General features: G+C 44.6%; 18 protein-coding genes. 10 read left to right on the forward strand and 8 right to left on the reverse strand.

Annotated features, from left to right (window positions below):
• Nucleotides 1-63: 63 nt before the first annotated feature.
• The 5 genes from BM607_RS07655 to BM607_RS07675 all read left to right on the forward strand — a co-directional run bounded on the left by BM607_RS07655 (nt 64) and on the right by BM607_RS07675 (nt 3,702).
• Nucleotides 64-615, forward strand: a complete 552-nt coding sequence (locus BM607_RS07655; RefSeq protein ID WP_071939314.1) for an LON peptidase substrate-binding domain-containing protein — start codon at nt 64-66, stop codon at nt 613-615.
• A 145-nt stretch (nt 616-760) separates the two neighbouring features.
• Nucleotides 761-1,423, forward strand: coding sequence for a sigma-70 family RNA polymerase sigma factor (locus BM607_RS07660; protein ID WP_006086176.1), 663 nt, complete (start codon nt 761-763; stop codon nt 1,421-1,423).
• Nucleotides 1,416-2,147 (forward strand): ChrR family anti-sigma-E factor, encoded by a 732-nt coding sequence (locus tag BM607_RS07665; protein WP_006086175.1) that lies wholly within the window; start codon nt 1,416-1,418, stop codon nt 2,145-2,147. Before BM607_RS07660 ends, BM607_RS07665 begins: the two co-directional genes overlap by 8 nt.
• An 820-nt stretch (nt 2,148-2,967) precedes the next feature.
• Nucleotides 2,968-3,141 (forward strand): hypothetical protein, encoded by a 174-nt coding sequence (locus BM607_RS07670; RefSeq protein ID WP_006082106.1) that lies wholly within the window; start codon nt 2,968-2,970, stop codon nt 3,139-3,141.
• Nucleotides 3,142-3,441: 300 nt separating this feature from the next.
• Nucleotides 3,442-3,702: a hypothetical protein gene (locus tag BM607_RS07675; RefSeq protein ID WP_071939313.1), complete on the forward strand. Its 261-nt coding sequence runs from the start codon at nt 3,442-3,444 to the stop codon at nt 3,700-3,702.
• A gap of 72 nt (nt 3,703-3,774) precedes the next feature.
• Here the strand turns inward: BM607_RS07675 and BM607_RS07680 are convergent, their stop codons facing one another.
• The gene (locus tag BM607_RS07680; RefSeq protein ID WP_071939312.1) at nt 3,775-4,779 is read right to left on the reverse strand and encodes a pyridoxal-phosphate dependent enzyme; all 1,005 of its coding nucleotides are present in this window, start codon (nt 4,777-4,779) and stop codon (nt 3,775-3,777) included.
• A gap of 284 nt (nt 4,780-5,063) precedes the next feature.
• Here BM607_RS07680 and BM607_RS07685 point away from each other — a divergent pair, with 284 nt between their 5' ends.
• Nucleotides 5,064-5,471 carry a YccF domain-containing protein gene (locus BM607_RS07685; protein WP_006086172.1) on the forward strand — a complete coding sequence of 136 codons (408 nt, stop codon included), beginning with the start codon at nt 5,064-5,066 and terminating at the stop codon, nt 5,469-5,471.
• A 4-nt stretch (nt 5,472-5,475) separates the two neighbouring features.
• Here BM607_RS07685 and BM607_RS07690 read toward each other — a convergent pair whose 3' ends face one another.
• From BM607_RS07690 to BM607_RS07700, 3 genes are all read right to left on the reverse strand, one after another.
• Complete coding sequence (locus BM607_RS07690) at nt 5,476-6,417, reverse strand: alpha/beta hydrolase (protein ID WP_071939311.1); 942 nt, start codon at nt 6,415-6,417, stop codon at nt 5,476-5,478.
• Nucleotides 6,414-7,442 carry a M14 family zinc carboxypeptidase gene (locus tag BM607_RS07695; protein ID WP_071939310.1) on the reverse strand — a complete coding sequence of 343 codons (1,029 nt, stop codon included), beginning with the start codon at nt 7,440-7,442 and terminating at the stop codon, nt 6,414-6,416. The genes BM607_RS07690 and BM607_RS07695 overlap by 4 nt, the downstream gene beginning before the upstream one ends.
• A gap of 174 nt (nt 7,443-7,616) precedes the next feature.
• Entirely contained in the window at nt 7,617-8,363 is a 747-nt protein-coding gene (locus BM607_RS07700; RefSeq protein ID WP_071939309.1) for a transporter substrate-binding domain-containing protein, read from the reverse strand.
• A 270-nt stretch (nt 8,364-8,633) separates the two neighbouring features.
• Between BM607_RS07700 and BM607_RS07705 the strand changes: the two genes are divergently transcribed.
• Nucleotides 8,634-8,906 (forward strand): PGPGW domain-containing protein, encoded by a 273-nt coding sequence (locus tag BM607_RS07705; protein WP_071939308.1) that lies wholly within the window; start codon nt 8,634-8,636, stop codon nt 8,904-8,906.
• 95 nt (nt 8,907-9,001) lie between these two features.
• On the opposite strand, the gene BM607_RS07710 is transcribed toward BM607_RS07705, so the two are convergent.
• Both BM607_RS07710 and BM607_RS07715 read right to left on the reverse strand, forming a co-directional pair.
• The gene (locus tag BM607_RS07710) at nt 9,002-10,714 is read right to left on the reverse strand and encodes an AMP-binding protein (protein ID WP_071939307.1); all 1,713 of its coding nucleotides are present in this window, start codon (nt 10,712-10,714) and stop codon (nt 9,002-9,004) included.
• A gap of 139 nt (nt 10,715-10,853) precedes the next feature.
• Nucleotides 10,854-11,234 carry a DUF6508 domain-containing protein gene (locus BM607_RS07715; RefSeq protein ID WP_006082114.1) on the reverse strand — a complete coding sequence of 127 codons (381 nt, stop codon included), beginning with the start codon at nt 11,232-11,234 and terminating at the stop codon, nt 10,854-10,856.
• A 277-nt stretch (nt 11,235-11,511) separates the two neighbouring features.
• Between BM607_RS07715 and BM607_RS07720 the strand changes: the two genes are divergently transcribed.
• The 3 genes from BM607_RS07720 to BM607_RS07730 all read left to right on the forward strand — a co-directional run bounded on the left by BM607_RS07720 (nt 11,512) and on the right by BM607_RS07730 (nt 14,260).
• Complete coding sequence (locus BM607_RS07720) at nt 11,512-11,973, forward strand: EVE domain-containing protein (RefSeq protein WP_071939306.1); 462 nt, start codon at nt 11,512-11,514, stop codon at nt 11,971-11,973.
• A gap of 121 nt (nt 11,974-12,094) precedes the next feature.
• Nucleotides 12,095-12,439, forward strand: a complete 345-nt coding sequence (locus tag BM607_RS07725; protein WP_011847087.1) for a hypothetical protein — start codon at nt 12,095-12,097, stop codon at nt 12,437-12,439.
• A gap of 546 nt (nt 12,440-12,985) precedes the next feature.
• On the forward strand, nt 12,986-14,260 hold the full coding sequence (locus tag BM607_RS07730) for a hypothetical protein (protein WP_071939305.1): 1,275 nt from the start codon (nt 12,986-12,988) through the stop codon (nt 14,258-14,260).
• A gap of 148 nt (nt 14,261-14,408) precedes the next feature.
• On the opposite strand, the gene BM607_RS07735 is transcribed toward BM607_RS07730, so the two are convergent.
• Both BM607_RS07735 and BM607_RS07740 read right to left on the reverse strand, forming a co-directional pair.
• The gene (locus tag BM607_RS07735) at nt 14,409-15,203 is read right to left on the reverse strand and encodes a TIGR00266 family protein (RefSeq protein ID WP_006086163.1); all 795 of its coding nucleotides are present in this window, start codon (nt 15,201-15,203) and stop codon (nt 14,409-14,411) included.
• Between the two features lie 180 nt (nt 15,204-15,383).
• Complete coding sequence (locus tag BM607_RS07740; protein ID WP_006082119.1) at nt 15,384-16,298, reverse strand: LysR family transcriptional regulator; 915 nt, start codon at nt 16,296-16,298, stop codon at nt 15,384-15,386.
• Nucleotides 16,299-16,451 lie beyond the last annotated feature (153 nt).

Below are 16,451 nucleotides of genomic sequence, written 5' to 3' on the forward strand. Positions count from 1 at the left end.
TTTACTGATCGAACTGCCACTATGGTACGTAATGATAGGAACATAAGTTCACCAGAGGCCACGATGAAATTACCTCTTTTTCCACTACCCATTTGTTTATTGCCCGAAGGTTACACACAACTGCGGGTATTTGAACCTAGATATAAGCGTTTAGTCGCCGAATCGTTAAAGTCAGGCGAAGGCTTTGGCTTATGTATGCTCGAAGAGGATGGCAAAACCATTCAGCCCATAGGCACCTTAGTGCATATTATTGATTTTGAAACCCTACCCGATGGACTATTAGGGATCAGCGTTCAAGGTTCAAAGCGCTTTAAAGTTAATGAAATCAGTGTCGAAGACGATGGCTTGAAGCGCGGCGATGTTAGCTTTATCGACAATTGGCCTGCGACACGTATTGCGACCGATGAGCGTTACTTGAGCCAAATGTTACAAAACATCCTCAAGGAATATCCGCAACATCTCAAGCACTACCAAGCGGAACAGTTTGAAGACATTGCTTGGGTCTGCCAACGCTGGCTAGAAATATTGCCCGTGCAAGCCTCTGAAAAGTACAACTGCATTAATACCTTAGATCATATTATGACCCGAGATCTATTGCGGGCCGTAATAAAATAATCCTGTGAATGATCCTTTATTTAAGCCACTCCGTATTGATTGACAGTTTGACAGTAAAACTGGGCTCAGAAGTGAAACAAGCCTCTCAATTTTGTCGTTACTGATCTCAAACTTAGCACTAACGACTGGGATAAGAGCGAAAATAATGGAAAATATTCAATCACAAAGCAGGCAAAATCGGTATCATGGCCCTATCACGTCTCTGACTCATTCGGCTATGGATAACGACATTCCCGCTCTCAAAACCTGCGAGCCTCAAGCGGATACTTTGATCACGTTTATGCTACAAGTAGCAGACAAACGAGACAGGGCCGCCTTTGGGCATTTATTCCAGCATTTTATGCCCAAGATCCGCGCCTTTGGTTTACAAAGACTGAATCAACAAGGCTTAGCCATGGATTTAGTTCAAGAAACCATGACCAGCGTGTGGACTAAGGCCCATCTGTACAATGCAGAGAAAGGCTCAGTGACGACTTGGGTATTTACCATAATGCGTAATCAGTGTTTCGATATGCTGAGACGAGTACAACACAATAAAGAAGATACCTTTGGCGATGATATTTGGCCGCTGTGCGATGCGACCATGGCTCAAGACACACTCACTGATCATAAATTGACGGCGAAACTCCTCCAACATCTTGATGCCCTTCCCCTAGCACAAAGACAAGTCGTGCAAGGTATCTACATGCAAGAACTCACTCAACAAGAGCTAGCCGATGCCCTCAAGGTGCCAATAGGCACCATAAAGTCACGATTAAGACTCGGGCTAGAAAAGTTGAAAAGTTTCTTGGAGACACACAATGATTAAGCATCATCCCCAACAAGATTTACTCGTGAGCCATGCGAATGGGGTCTTACCTTTATCGATGGCCATCGCGGTATCAGCACATTGCGCATTGTGTGAGACGTGTCGTGAGCAACTAGCCCTGTTAACCGAGCAAGCTGCCAATTCGGCATTAAATCCAGATGGCGCTCATGCTCATGCTGCAAAGCATCATATAGACCAAGAGTCGATTCACACTGCGCATATTGATACTGGAAACACTCAAGCGACTAATGTACCAGTGATGGATATTGACGCTATGCTGGCGCAAATCATGGCCCAGCCTGCGGCAACGGATGTGCCTAATAATGCTCCTCTGGATGTTCAAGTAAAACAACAGCATTACACAGTGCCGTCGGTGTTTCGCCAGCATTTGGCCCGTCCTTGGCAAATCTTAGGCAAAGTCAGTCGTATGCGTTTTGATGTCGATGAAATGAACACCCGCGCGAGCTTGTTACACATAGATGCGCAAGGTGAAATCCCCCAACATACCCATAAGGGCTATGAGTTAACCCTATTGTTAGCGGGAGCGTTTTCGGATATTAACGGTGACTATGTGCCAGGTGATTTTATTGTGCTCGATAGCCAACATCACCACTCACCTAAAACCGTTGACGGTTGCTTATGCTACACAGTGTTAGATGCGCCGCTGCATTTTACCAAAGGCCTAAGCAAGTTGCTTAACCCCATAGGTGAACTGATTTATTAAGCCTGTAGCCAGTGCTTTAACATGACTTATTTACTCCGTTTTAAAATGAGTCCGCTGCTAAATTTTCAATTACTGAATCTTCAGTTACTAAATTTTCAGTTACTAAATGACGGCCATTAATCCCATTGAAATAACCTATTTCTGTGGGATTTTTTATTCTATTTGCATGAGTTTTTTATTCAGTTTGCTAGAATTTTTAATTCAATTGGCTAACAGTAGCCACATCCTATTCGCCTAAAAAGCCGCAATATGGACACCTAGCATTGCAGCTAAATACAAGATAAGGACATGTTCCATGCTAAGCTTCACTCTTTAAATCAAATGAATAGCCAGAAACAATTCACGTTAACTCAACATCAATCAACAAATAATCACATTGAATAAAAATTAAACTTGCATAAGCTATTTTTATTGATATACTGCACGTCGTTTTGAGAAACACCTTGTTGTTTACCTTTTTAAACCAGCCTGACTATTAGCAATCAGAGTTCGGTCCTCATAAAGAAAGCCTACTACAAGCAAAACCCCATAAGCTCAAGCATTCGATACCACTAAAATCATGTGGTTATGTCTGTGAACTTACTGTTCTCCACACTGTCATAGTATTGTCATTAAGCTATGGTCAACTGGCAGAATCAAGTTAGTCCATTGGCATAATCGACAGCATGTATTATTTATCGATTAAGCATCTCTTGATTAATGAATCAAAGATGGGGTAACCTCGATACTCAATAGAACGAATCTTTCGCAAATTGCTAAGGATATTTTATAGTTACAACTATCTCACCTATGGGTGAATTAACAAAAAGGAGTGTGGCATATGTCATACAAAATTAATGGACATGAAATTACAGTGAACTTCCCTGTAGATTCAATCTCAGTAAATAAAACCTCAATTGCTTTTACCGATCGTCAAGGTAAAAACAGACAGACTTTTTCAAAACGTACAGAAGCCATCAGCTTTATGAAATGGTTATTGTCCGCAAACAAATAAGTCAAAAAATAAATTAGACAATAAGTTAGAAATAAGTACAGTAATACCCCGTTTGCTCAAGTGTATTTAATCGGTTTCCATTCTCTTCGCAGTACCGAACACTTAAGTAAACTGATAGCCGAATGTCACGAACACGCTATCCTTTTTTACGTCATCATGACGAACACATTTGGTTCAGGCTGTATCTCTCTCACACAGATACCTGCCGAACCAAATGAGTCAAATCCAACTTAGATCACCTATTTCCACTGCAGCATCCGCTAATATTCGTCCCCATGAATACTGTACAGCACCTCACCTATGCCAAAACCCAATACCCAAATCGCCATGCAAAGCTTTATAAGCCAGATCAAAGCGACAATTCCGCTCAATTTAGCGAAAGCACAACTGTGCCAAGGACAATGTTTAGGTTGTTCGAAAAAAATGCTGGAAATGTTAGATGCTGAAATCAGCTATTGGCAGTTTAGCGATGTAATACCTAGCCTAAAAGATTTAAAAAACCTCGAGAAGATAGGCCAACGTACCTATAAAATCCTTAAGCGAAACCATCTACTATCTTAAGAAACCATCTGCTGTCTTAAAGAAGCGGTCTTAATCTATTGCGCTGGTTATATTTCTATTCTTTGAAAAGTCTCATACTCCAGCAAACTTACGCTGATAACGCGGCAACATGGTCTCATTCCCCAATAATCCGCCTTGATGCAAATACATCACATGACCTAATTCACTACGCTGTAAGTAATCCTCAAGCACAATAAAACCTAAGGGATCGTAGAGTAGTTCAAATTGAATACCTGAGGCACAAACGCGCTGCCACATGGCATAGAATTCAGGGTAGAGTTTACCAAAGTGATATTTTTTGCCGACATTCACTATCTGTGGATGCTCGAGAGTATTTGGATTAAGCATAGAGAATTGCAAACGTAAATAATCATCGCCGCCCACCACAGCGCAAGTCACGACACGAATCGCCGTTTGCTGACGAATAAAGTACTGATTTAAAAATAACGCCGTCGTCCCCGTCCCCGACGGTAAAAATACCGTTAAATCGACTAAATCATTCGCCTGCGCAAATTGCATTATCTCTTGCGCCAATCTATTTACCCCGTATTCAGCGTAGTAACAGCGCCCGCCCTCTGGGATAAAGAGCGCCGTAGGTTCATTCGCGAGTACCTGAGTCTCGATATAATCTTGGCAACTCAGTCGCGCACCACCCGTTTGCAAAGCTGGTTCAGATCTAGCATTAATATCTAACAAAACCTGAGGTTCACATTGCGACTGAATAAACGTCTGCTTTTGCGCCATTAACTCACTTAAGTCGATAATATTGGCGCCATTTGCCAATGCCGCAGCGTAATTCCCCGTGGGATGCTTAACAATCTGACTGGCAATATGGTCAACATAAAAGTCACACTGCCAGCCTTTCATCTTGGCCAATGTTGATAGGGAATACAAAGAGTTCGCTAAGGGTGAGCCGTGGCCTATCACCTTGTTGATGCCTATAAACTCATGATCTAAAAAGTAGCCGAATTTACGCGCTTTATTGCCACTAAACGCTGGATGCAATAAATCATCACGTTTTAGAAATATTTCTCGACCAGCAAAGGCAAAAATATCGACGGGGGAATTTGCAAACATCAGGCTACTCAACGATTAAATACTCTGGCTTTTAAGCCATTGGATGGAATTGCTAGTGTAACGCCACCTTTGCTCTTCTGCTCTTAAGAAATTAGCAATTTAGCGAAGAATTAGTGAAAATCACAAATAAAGCTTAAACGGATAGATCTAAGTCATTGATTATTAATAGCCAAATAATTGGCACGTTTCTCGCTTAGTCATTGGTATATATTCAGTTTATCAAAGCTAACAGCATTCATTAGAGCTGACGATAAAGGCTAAAAAAGTAACATAAGGAGTTTTCAATGGCAGTATTACGCTTAATATTCAACATCGCTTGGTTTGTGCTCGGTGGATTTGTGATGGGACTCGCTTGGTGGCTCGCAGGTATCCTGTGTTTTATCAGCATTATTGGTATACCCTTTGGCCGCGCCTGCTTTGTTATCGGTGAAATGACCTTCTGGCCCTTTGGTCAAGAACAAATCAGCCGTCGTCACTTAACCGGACGTGACGATTTAGGCACAGGTGCCCTAGGCATGGTGGGAAATATTATTTGGTTCTTGCTGTTTGGGATCTGGTTAGCCATAGGCCACCTGGTCCATGCCTTAGCCTGTTTTGTGACTATTATCGGTATTCCCTTTGGAATACAGCATCTTAAACTGGCGTTACTCAGCCTAACACCGATAGGCCAAACCGTTGTGGCTAAAGCCTAATCGATTATGAGTTAACCGTCTTAGCGCTGTTCATTGCCGATGATTTACTGTGGAGAGTGGATAGCGCTTTTTCATCCCATACTGAAAATATCGCCTCGTTAAAGGCCATTTCTTCCTCCAGTAAATCGTTGCAACTGTATTGAGTATGGGCATATTGAGCATGGGCAGGTTCATCATCCTCTTGAACCTCAGTTTGCGGCTTAGTCGGCGCCACAATTGCCAACAGATAATGTGCCAGTTTTGCAGGGGCATCAATGGCCGCATCATGGCCGCAATACGCTAATACTATCAAATCCGTGTGAAAGTGCTGTGCCAAGGCTTTGCTCGATGCCATGCTCACCAACGCATCACGGTCGCCACAGAGTACACTTATCGGCACTTCCACGGTCAATGGACATTGATATTGAAAAGCCGCCCACAGTTGCCGCCAGGCGTTACGGATAGTTGGCGACGATTGGCGGCGAAATTCACTCCATTCGGCAATTAAACCGCAGTCTCGCCGATGACGAAAACTGGTTAAACGCACTATCGTCGACTCGATGGGATGTAAAGCTTTACCCCGAGCCCGCAAGAAAAACGCCTTCAATGCATTCAGTGGATTAAATCTTTGATACCACGTCGATAAATTAGCCGCACTGCTGTTTAGTACAAATACATGCCTTATCTGCCAAGGTCGCTGGCGCGCCATTTCTAGCGCTAACATACCGCCCATAGACAAACCGAGAAGGTAAATGGCTTCTCCATTTTGCACCTGCTCATCCAATTGCTGCCACACTGCATGGGCATAATCGGCAATCTTAAGTGGGCTTAGTTCATGGGATAGCGTCCCATTACCTGGCAAATCCGGTGTCAGTACTCGCAGCCCCTTTTGTCGCAGTCGCTGATCGAAGCCATTCCAGTGGCGCTGATCACGCATTAATCCCCGCAATAACACCCAAGTTGTCATGACTGTGACTCCCGATACCAATACTGCCGCGCGCACTCAGTGAGTTCAGTCAAACGTTCAGGGGTTAACTGCTCTAACGATTGGGCGTAGGCCGCTTCCATCATAAATTGCATCAGCACTGTGTGCCTGCGTAAAATTCTGTGATGACGATGTGTTTTCTGCGGATTGAAAAAACCTGCAAAATTAAATATTTGTCTGGGATTTTTCTTAATCCAAGCCCAGGATCCCATCTCTAATGTCAAAGGCAGAAACGGCACCTGAGCATGGGGATCGGCCACTTGATGCTGGCGATAGAGGTAATCCCAAATATCCCCATGGGTGCGATAAAACTGGCTCTGCGGCGCGAGCCGATAATGGCCATGATGGGGATAACTTTGTTCAAATAATTGTTTTAGATGAAGAATATAATTGGCATTTTCGAAGGCGGTACGTGTATGGGCGTAGGGGAACCAAATATGATCACTCAAGCCAAAGCCAGAGTGAGCATCGAGGGAAATCAAACTGGTGCTGCGGCTCAGCAATTGCTGTACATAGGCAACTAAACCGACGGTTTCAAGCTCCATTCCCCCCACGCCGCGATACCAAGGCAGCCGCGACGATATCCGCTGTCCTCCGACCATAAAAGAGACTTTTTCGCTAGATTCTATCGGGGCGTTACGCATCAAATCCACTTGATTGCCATTGCCCCGCGTTCCCATAAATAAACCAACGGGATTCACCACAGGCACAAAAGCTAGCCGCACGCCCGTTAACATCTGTTGTAGATGTTTATCCCACACCAGCCGCTGCAACAAACTGTTCAGCAATGCCAAGATGACTTGAGAGCCAATACGTTCAACCCCATGCACGCCGCCCACAAAGAGTACTGTTGGACAGGGCTTATCTCCCCCGCCCAGTTCAACACTGTAGAGAGGAAAATGTTCGTGACGAAATGGAATGTCGGCAAGAATTTGATACTGCAACTTAAGATGATGAGTATCAATGAGTTGTTGCAGCGTATCTAACTCAAAGGGAAGTTTATTCATGTCACCTTAATCAATAAAATGAGAAAGCAACTCATGCCGTTAAGGTGATGCTAATAGTGAACAAAGACAGAATGATGACAAGCGGAATATCTGATATAATTTTAAGAGGAATTGGCTGAAAATAGAGGAAAAAATAAGGGGGAAAATTGAGAGCACACTAACCTAAATCATGCATTAGTCTTCACGATACAGTAGCTCTCCAATGATGGTTTCGACGTCAATTTGCGCCAAGCCTTGGTCGAAAATATCCCGCCAGCGTCGACCTTCATCGGTATTACGAAACGCAATATAAAGCTGCTTATTCGCTAAAATTTGGCGGTTGATTTGCAGTTTGTCCGCCAATGGCTGCAAGGGCTTTTGCTTAAGTAAATAGTGCAGCACGTTGACATCGATTACCGCCGCATCAATACGGCCTGCGGCCACTTTCTTAATATTGTGCTCATCTGAAGTCACCGCTTCAGTCGGCTGAACGCCTGTGGCAATCATGCGATCTAACGCCTGAGTATTCACATAATCTTTCACCACACCTAAGGTATAGCGATTCAGATCTTCGACATAATTCCAACTCACAGGATGGGCTTTTTGCTCCACCAGTCCCAAAGGACCGTCGCCAATCGATTTAGAAAAAACAAACTTTTCAGTCTCAAAGTAATACTCAGGGAAATAACCCAGATAGTCAGAATTAGGCATACTGGCGAGCTTTACAGCGCGGCTCCATGGGTAAAAATCCACTTCTAATTGGTGCCCCATCACTTTGAGCGCCGCCCGCGCCACAGCAATACTCGCGCCCTGCTCGGCTAATTGCTGCCCAGAATAAGGCGGCCAAAGTAAGGATGTCAGCATTAAGGTATCCGCCTTAGCCGTGCTTAATCCCATGGAGGAAAGGCAACACGCAAGGAGCTTTAAACGCCATCGAACCATTTGGGACTCCTTAGCCTACAGAATGGATTGACTACTAAATCATCGACAAATTGAGCTTTAGTTTTTATCTTCCAAGATTTTTTCTCTGGTTTCAGTATAGCCATGAAGCCACTGCGGGGAAGTGAAGTTTTGTTACAATTAGGCTGACGACATAAGCTGCCAATAAATGAGCAAAGGATTAGACTGAAAACTGACATACAGTTAGCACACAACTGATAGTCAGCTGACAGTACAGCTTGATTCGATTAACTCACCATAAGGCCAACTCCTATGCGCAAAGTTACCTTTTTCAATCGCGCGCCGTCCTCCCATGCAAAAGGCGCGATAACTAAAGCAGGGATCACTGTGATTGGCGCAGCTTTAACCTTGCTCGGGCTGGTCTTTTTACTCTTACCTGGCCCAGGTTTACTCTTGATTATCTTAGGATTGGCGCTGCTCAGCACACAATATGCCTGGGCAAAGCTGGCGCTGCGTCGTAGTCAGCGAAAGTTAACTCAAAGTGCGGCTTGGCTTGATGGCATGACCCGTCGACTCTTCCGTTAACTTGTCGGTTAAACGACACCTATAGACTGAATAAAATTCAAGCCGCATTGTGCGGCTTGAAAGTCAAAAAAAGCAGACTCGCCAAATCACATCACTTAAGCATTAATATCTTCATATAACTCTTGATACATCAGCTCACGCATTTTGAATTTCTGAATTTTCCCCGTTACTGTCATTGGGTACTGATCCACAAACTTGATGTAACGTGGCACCTTGAAATAGGCAAACTTCTCGGTGAGGAAATGGCGAATATCTTCCTCGGTAATCGTCGCGCCAGAGCGGACTTTAATCCAAGCACACACTTCCTCCCCGTATTTATCGCTTTGAACGCCAAAAACAGCCGCATCCTGCACATCTTTATGGGTGTAAAGTTTCTCTTCAATCTCACGGGGATAGATATTCTCGCCACCGCGAATGATCATATCTTTAATCCGACCCACAATTTGCACATAACCTTGCTCATCCATTTGGCCAATATCGCCAGAATGTAGCCAACCCGCACTGTCTATGGTCGCCGCTGTTTTTTCGGGATCGTTCCAATAGCACTGCATTATGCAATATCCCCGACTACAGACTTCACCGGGTTGATTAATTGGCAACACTTCACCAAATTCGTCGACTATTTTCACTTCGGTATGGGGCAAAGCACGGCCAACAGTGAGCACCCGTTTCTCAACTGGCGAATCAATTTCAGTAATATGATTGAGCGGACTGCACTCAGTCTGACCATAACCAATTAGTACTTCCTTCATATACATGAGATTTTGTACTCGGCGCATCACTTCTTCTGGGCAAGTTGCCCCCGCCATCACGCCGGTTCGTAAAGAACTCAAATCAAAACGCGTAAATTCAGGATGCTCAAGCTCGGCAATAAACATGGTCGGTACGCCATGTAAAGCGGTGCAACGCTCTTGCTCAATCACTTGCAATGTCGTCAAGGGATCGAAGGATTCGCCGGGGAACACAGCCGCGGCGCCTTTGGCTAAGCAAACTAAACTGCCGAGCACCATGCCAAAGCAATGATATAAGGGCACAGGAATACAGAGTTTATCGTGACAGGTAAACTTCATCGCCTCTGCGACTAAATAACCATTATTCAAAATGTTATGGTGGGATAAGGTCGCACCTTTTGGGCTACCCGTGGTGCCAGAGGTAAACTGGATATTAATCGCATCATACGGGCTTAATGCTTTGCCGATACTCTCGAGTGCCGCCTTGTCATCGGCGGTCACATCGACGAGCAAGTCATCAAAATTCAACATGCCGACGGATTTTTCAGCGCCCATACGGATCACAAACTCGAGCTCAGGAACGGCCTTCGCCTGTAATTGACCCGCAGGGCAAGAAGTTAGCTCAGGCGCCAATTCGTATAGCATTTCGAGGTAATTGCTGGATTTAAACTTGTCGGCACAAATTACCGCGCGGCACCCCACATTACTAAGCGCATATTGCAACTCTTCAGGCCGATAGGCAGGATTAATACACACCATAATGGCGCCAATTTTAGCGGTCGCATATTGGGTTAAACACCATTCAATATTGTTGGGTGACCAAATGCCCACCCTATCGCCGGACTTAATACCGAGTTTTAATAATCCTGTGGCGAGCGCCTCGATTTGAGCGAGATATTGGCGATAGTTCCAGCGGATATGTTGATGATGTACGACAACCGCTAATTGGTCGGGATAGGTTGCCGCAATCTCATCAAGATACTGACCTATGGTTTTCTCAACGAGTTTCGGTGATCGCACACCATGGAACTCGCTGACGTTGAGCGGGCTGATAACTTGGCTTGTTGGAACTGACATTAAGGCCTCCGTGCATTTATTATTATGGTTAGCGAGGTCCAAACTAACCAATCCACGGATAATGTCACAAGCAAAAAAGCACTTTATTAGACTAAAGAGTAAGATAATCGATTAAATAACAATCCATTAAAGTGCGGGGTTAGCGGCTGATAAATTCAAGATGAGTACTCGACTTAGGCACATTTAAGCTTTGCAAGCGCTCAACAATGGCCAGTAAAATCCCTTGGCGACGCATATTCTCTAACACGCCAGGGCTAAAGACCTCAAGTCGCGTCATGGCGGTCAGCAGCAACTTGCATTGTGCTATGCTCGCTTCACGAATGTAGGCGGGTTTATCGACTAAGTAACTGTTGTTATACCAATAGTCCCAAGTGAAATTTGCCAATAACCAACCTTGGGTTGTCAGGTCATTAATAAATTCCAGCATCCGCTCATGGCTTAGGATCACATCACCGGCTGTAAAATCCTTAAGATATTTAGTGTATAAACCACAGTCGGACGTCATTGTTGAAGTTCCCATAACACACCTCACAGGTTTTGATTGCCACTGCTGCCACAACTTGTATGGCACCAATCACAAACCGAGATCGAATTTGACGCTTTGCCTTAGAAACGAGAATCTGCATAAGGCATACCAAATAAGATTGCTGCCCACAGGCTAAGCCACCTTATCTGAACCGAAACTTAATCAAACTCACAATGTTTCACATGAGTGACGAACTGGGGTGTTCGATAAAATTAAGATAAACTCAGGGATATTGAAGCGCTTAACGGCAACTATGAATAAAGGAAACAAGATGAACTACTGGCTTATGAAATCGGAACCCGACGAATTCAGCATAGATGATCTTAAGGCTTGCCCGAACCAAACCGAAGCTTGGCATGGGATACGTAACTATCAGGCGCGTAACTTCATGCGCGATGAGATGCAGATTGGCGATCAGGTATTTTTTTACCATTCAAGCTGCAAAGTACCCGGTATTGTCGGTATCGCTGAAGTCGTGACAAATGCGTATCCCGACAGCACAGCCTTCGATCCCGAATCTAAGTATTTCGACCCTAAGTCAGATCCTACTAAACCGAGATGGCTACGAGTAGATATCCGCTTTGTTGAAAAATTTAACGATATTATTCCCTTAAGCCTGATTAAAAACCTGCCTCAATTAGCCGACATGTATTTAGTGACTAAGGGTTCAAGGCTGAGTATCCAACCTGTGACCGCCGAACAATGGCAAGCTGTGCTAATGTTAACCCGTTGAGTTTAAACATCTCGACTCAGTAACGTTCAGCTAAGGTTCATTTAGTATCGCCTATTGTTGGCCGCATCAAGCATTGCCGCTGCACTAGCTCAATGCTCTCTCAATGCCCTTTGGAGCACAGATGAATAAATCAACGTCAGTGGTTATCGCAGGACTCGTGCTCAGCTTAATGGCACCTATCTCAGTTTTTGCTAAAGATGGCCATGAACACGAGCACCACAAAAAAGAGAAAGGCTTACCACCTGGATTACAGAAAAAAGTCGACCACGGTGAACGTTTACCACCCGGTTGGCAGAAAAAACTCCATCGTGGTGATGTGCTTGAGCATGATATTTATGACCGCGGTCGTATCATTGTGCCCTTAGACAGAGATGGCATTATTAGCATCCAAGTTGAAGGCGCATTGATCAAACTCGATAACAACAGCCGTAAAATCCTCGATATCGTCAATATCATTACCGAATAACGCAAGACATTCGTGAGATGGCTAATCACGGCAGTTTTATTAGCACGCACAATTCTTATTAGGGCGTGCCATCATCCCAAATCATGGTGCTTGCACAACCCTATCCCTTGTCTGTACTTCTATTTATCCCACAATTTCTCGCGAGTGAATGACTACAGCTACAATTAAGCAACATGCTGATATTTATCATATCTTTACTATACGATGCTTGGTCACTCATTAGCTGAATGCTAGACTCAGCCAGTGCTAATATGCGCATAAACTAAGATGAAATGTCTTCGGCGGTACTCAAGGTTTTAGTCTGGACAGAAGACTAAGCTTCTGGCATCAAAGCATTGGTATCAAGTGCTTTGCATAAAGTTATAGCATCGAACCGAATCAGATAAGCGTTATCAAAAGGTACTCACACAGCTAAAGTAACCAAAGCAGCCAAAGCAGCCAAAGCAGCCAAAGCAGCCAAAGCAGCCAAAGCATAGACTAATGCAAAACCTTAACGACACCCATAGCATCCCTATAATGACCGCAGACTAAAGCTGGATTTTGACAATGGAACACACCACATCACTTCAACGGGTTAAGCAGGCGATTATTGCGGGATTCTGGGCATCACTCGCCAGTATTTCTGTGGGTTTTCTCTTTAAGCTTTGGTTAGCACAATGGGTCGCCAAAGCGGATCTAGCGCTCTATCACACGGTTATCGATATTATCTCACTGTCGCTGATCCTGATGACAGGATTTCGCTCCTCTATGGTAGTGACCTACTCCCAGACCAAACAAGATGTGGATATCACTAATATATTCCGCTACAGCTTGATCGCTATGGTGCTGCTGACATGGGGCTTAGTCTTGCCCTATATCAAACACAAGCTTCACCTCAATGTAGAATATTTTCAATTGGTTGGCATTGTTTTGAGCATGGGGCTCAAGGTGTATTTTACCAATCAAATCGCTATGTACCGGCTATATGCCATCTCCAATCGAGTGACTTGGCTGGAACCGATAGCGCAAGTGACCAGCTTTTTCTTGTGTTTCTATGGGCTAAAACAAACGGCCATAGCCTCACTCTTTTATAGCATGACACTGTCATCGCTCATCGTTGCCTTATATATGTACTTAAAACGGCGCAAAGATATCGCCACGCCGCCCTTAAGTGCGGTGCATTTTGATACGGGCTTACGTAGTTTCATGAAAAAAAGCCTGACAGCGTCCATGGAAGCCGGTGCCAGTATCTTGATGATTTACATCACAGTACTGCTGACTATTGCCTATTTCAGCATAGATGAACTGGGTGATTTTCAAGTGGTAGTGCGGCCGATGATCACTTACCTCACCTTGCTGTTTGTCTTCCCCATCTACCGCTTTGTGCTGCCCGAAGTGGCAGTGTGTGTACGAGAAAAGCGCTTTGATGAAGTGCAACAAATCAAGTCATGGCTGACTAAAGTCTCCCTGTGGATCAGCGGGGTGTTTTTCGTCGCGATGATATTCGCGAGCAAGCCATTGGTGGCTTGGTTATTCCCCGAGCAATACATTAATGCGGCGCCAGTATTGATGCATTTCTCTATGTTTTTTATATTTATGATGCTCAACGGCTATCAGTTAGCCTATATCAAAGCCCACGGCTACTTTACCCAAAGCCTACTCATTCGCCTTGCTGGTATCGCAGTGCTGGTCGGTACTTTCTACGCTTACCGCCTATATACAGAGAATGTCGTCGCAGTGATTTTAGCCTTGGGCACAGGCTATTTGATGATGTATCTAATATCTAAACTAGTTGAAAGACGCATTCAGCAGAGTCTTAACAACGGCCAAACACAGCCTTAACGACAGCTAAGAACGCTTAAAACGATGAAGGAAATGGACACCTTGCAACTAAAAAGGCATCCCAGAGGATTATCTGGAATGCCTTAAGAAGAGACAGCGTAATTTCAAAATGGTGCTGTGATTGATTTACATCGATTCAACTTAGGGCTTAACGCCCATCAAGCATGCGGCCAAGACCACCAAGCACTGAACCTTCACCGCGATCACTGCCACCCGCAGATGGGGCATGGGCGATAATGCGATCCGCCATACGTGAGAACGGTAAACTTTGCAGCCAAACCGTGCCGTGACCTTTTAAGGTCGCTAAAAACAAGCCTTCGCCGCCAAATACCATAGACTTTAACGAGCCAGCGCGCTCAATGTCGTAATCTATCCCAGGTGTAAATCCAACCAGACAACCTGTATCAACCCTTAAGGTTTCACCTCTCAATTCTTTCTTAACTAAGGTGCCGCCCGCATGGATAAAAGTCATGCCATCGCCTTGTAGGCTTTGCAGAATAAACCCTTCGCCGCCGAAAAAGCCCGTACCTAAACGGCGATTAAATTTCATCGTCACCCGTGTACCTAAGGCCGCCGCTAAAAAACTGTCCTTCTGACAGATAAGCTCGCCACCATATTCAGCCAAGTCGATCGCAAGGATAGTGCCCGGATAAGGTGCAGCAAAGGCGACTTTACGCTTTTGGTTGCCTTGATTGGTAAAGTGAGTCATAAAAATGCTCTCCCCCGTCAGCGCCCGTTTACCTGCGCCCATCAACTTGCCAAAAAAGCCTGACTCAGGCTCTGAGCCATCGCCCATTTTGGCCTCAAAGCTAATGTCTTGCTCTAGGTAATTCATCGCGCCCGCTTCGGCGACCACGGTTTCGTTAGGATCGAGCTCCACTTCAACCAACTGCATACTGTGGCCGATGATTTCATAATCCACTTCATGACAACGTCTAGACATACTGTTCCCCTTAACTGTCAGTTCCTTGTTACTAGCCTTTAGATTGACCCCGATGGGCGACTCTTTACCTATCGCGGCTCAATTTCACTGTTAATCTAGCGCTTAATCTATGACATAAAATGTCAAAATGCGATTATTTTATGCGGTAACTTGTATCAAAAGATGACAAACGGCGACTTATCAACCTAAACCCACGCCATTAAACTGCTCAGCCTTAGCAAACTCCTCTAATATCAACTCGGTAAAAAGTTGTCCCGCACGGCCTAACGGCCGCTCTAAGGTCGAGACGAGCTGTGGAATAAAAGTAAAACGGCTGCCACCGACAAAGTCGATTTCAACTAACTCCCCTTTCGCCAACTCTTCTTGCACTAAAAAGTCCGGCAACCAACCAAAACCTAAGCCTTTTAACAAAGCGTTCTTTTTCATGATAAAGCCTGAAAGATAAAACACTTTATCGCCGCCAAATTGCATTTCATCGCGGTAACTTTTATTGGGCGAAGAGTCTTCGATAGTCAATTCCACGTGTTGCTGCAGTTCAGACAAACTAATTTCGCGAATAAAAGACAAAGGATGCGAAGCACTTGCCACCAGCACACTGGTGATGGCTGGCAAAGGTTGCGGATGATAATAGGGGCCAGTGCGATAATCTTTCACTAACATCAAGTCAGCATTATCACGCTCGAATCTGTGTTGTACGCCGCCTAAAAATTCCATATTGAGCTGAATTTTTGTGGGGATTTGATGTTCAGCCATACGCTTTAAAGCCGTCATAATTGGCTCCATCGGCAAGGCTCCATCTATCACTAGCTCTAGCTTGGGCTCCCAGCCTTCACTAAAACGGCTGGCAAGATGTTCAATGTTTGCAAGGTGTTGCAACAATCTTCGCCCCTCGGCCAAAATCACCCGGCCCTCTTGCGTCAGCTCTGCACGATATTGCTCACGGCTAAAAAGCTGCACGCCTAAGTGCTCTTCTAACTTTTTAACTTGATAACTCACCGCCGATTGCGCCTTGTGTAACCGCTCCGCCGCCTTGGCAAAACTGCCCTCTTCCACCAGCACTTGCAGCACATTAAAAGCATCAATATCGATGCGCATGGTCACTCCTTGGCTCTTATGAACATGTCACGGAAATACTACGATTCGTAAAGATTAGAATACCATCTAATTTTTAGATTGAGATAACGGATTTATTATTCTTTTTTTTGTTCATTCAAGCAACTAAATTGATAACAAGATCACACTAATGCA

The organism is Shewanella sp. SACH (assembly GCF_001887095.2).
In the GTDB taxonomy this organism is placed as follows: Bacteria; Pseudomonadota; Gammaproteobacteria; order Enterobacterales; family Shewanellaceae; genus Shewanella; species Shewanella baltica.

What these genes read in the sequence shown, in the direction of transcription:
- BM607_RS07655 (WP_071939314.1), top strand. Translation starts at nt 64, where the DNA reads ATGAAATTACCTCTTTTTCCACTACCCATTTGTTTATTGCCCGAAGGT.
- BM607_RS07660 (WP_006086176.1), top strand. Translation starts at nt 761, where the DNA reads ATGGAAAATATTCAATCACAAAGCAGGCAAAATCGGTATCATGGCCCT.
- BM607_RS07665 (WP_006086175.1), top strand. Translation starts at nt 1,416, where the DNA reads ATGATTAAGCATCATCCCCAACAAGATTTACTCGTGAGCCATGCGAAT.
- BM607_RS07670 (WP_006082106.1), top strand. Translation starts at nt 2,968, where the DNA reads ATGTCATACAAAATTAATGGACATGAAATTACAGTGAACTTCCCTGTA.
- BM607_RS07675 (WP_071939313.1), top strand. Translation starts at nt 3,442, where the DNA reads ATGCCAAAACCCAATACCCAAATCGCCATGCAAAGCTTTATAAGCCAG.
- BM607_RS07680 (WP_071939312.1), bottom strand. Translation starts at nt 4,779, where the DNA reads ATGTTTGCAAATTCCCCCGTCGATATTTTTGCCTTTGCTGGTCGAGAA.
- BM607_RS07685 (WP_006086172.1), top strand. Translation starts at nt 5,064, where the DNA reads ATGGCAGTATTACGCTTAATATTCAACATCGCTTGGTTTGTGCTCGGT.
- BM607_RS07690 (WP_071939311.1), bottom strand. Translation starts at nt 6,417, where the DNA reads ATGACAACTTGGGTGTTATTGCGGGGATTAATGCGTGATCAGCGCCAC.
- BM607_RS07695 (WP_071939310.1), bottom strand. Translation starts at nt 7,442, where the DNA reads ATGAATAAACTTCCCTTTGAGTTAGATACGCTGCAACAACTCATTGAT.
- BM607_RS07700 (WP_071939309.1), bottom strand. Translation starts at nt 8,363, where the DNA reads ATGGTTCGATGGCGTTTAAAGCTCCTTGCGTGTTGCCTTTCCTCCATG.
- BM607_RS07705 (WP_071939308.1), top strand. Translation starts at nt 8,634, where the DNA reads ATGCGCAAAGTTACCTTTTTCAATCGCGCGCCGTCCTCCCATGCAAAA.
- BM607_RS07710 (WP_071939307.1), bottom strand. Translation starts at nt 10,714, where the DNA reads ATGTCAGTTCCAACAAGCCAAGTTATCAGCCCGCTCAACGTCAGCGAG.
- BM607_RS07715 (WP_006082114.1), bottom strand. Translation starts at nt 11,234, where the DNA reads ATGGGAACTTCAACAATGACGTCCGACTGTGGTTTATACACTAAATAT.
- BM607_RS07720 (WP_071939306.1), top strand. Translation starts at nt 11,512, where the DNA reads ATGAACTACTGGCTTATGAAATCGGAACCCGACGAATTCAGCATAGAT.
- BM607_RS07725 (WP_011847087.1), top strand. Translation starts at nt 12,095, where the DNA reads ATGAATAAATCAACGTCAGTGGTTATCGCAGGACTCGTGCTCAGCTTA.
- BM607_RS07730 (WP_071939305.1), top strand. Translation starts at nt 12,986, where the DNA reads ATGGAACACACCACATCACTTCAACGGGTTAAGCAGGCGATTATTGCG.
- BM607_RS07735 (WP_006086163.1), bottom strand. Translation starts at nt 15,203, where the DNA reads ATGTCTAGACGTTGTCATGAAGTGGATTATGAAATCATCGGCCACAGT.
- BM607_RS07740 (WP_006082119.1), bottom strand. Translation starts at nt 16,298, where the DNA reads ATGCGCATCGATATTGATGCTTTTAATGTGCTGCAAGTGCTGGTGGAA.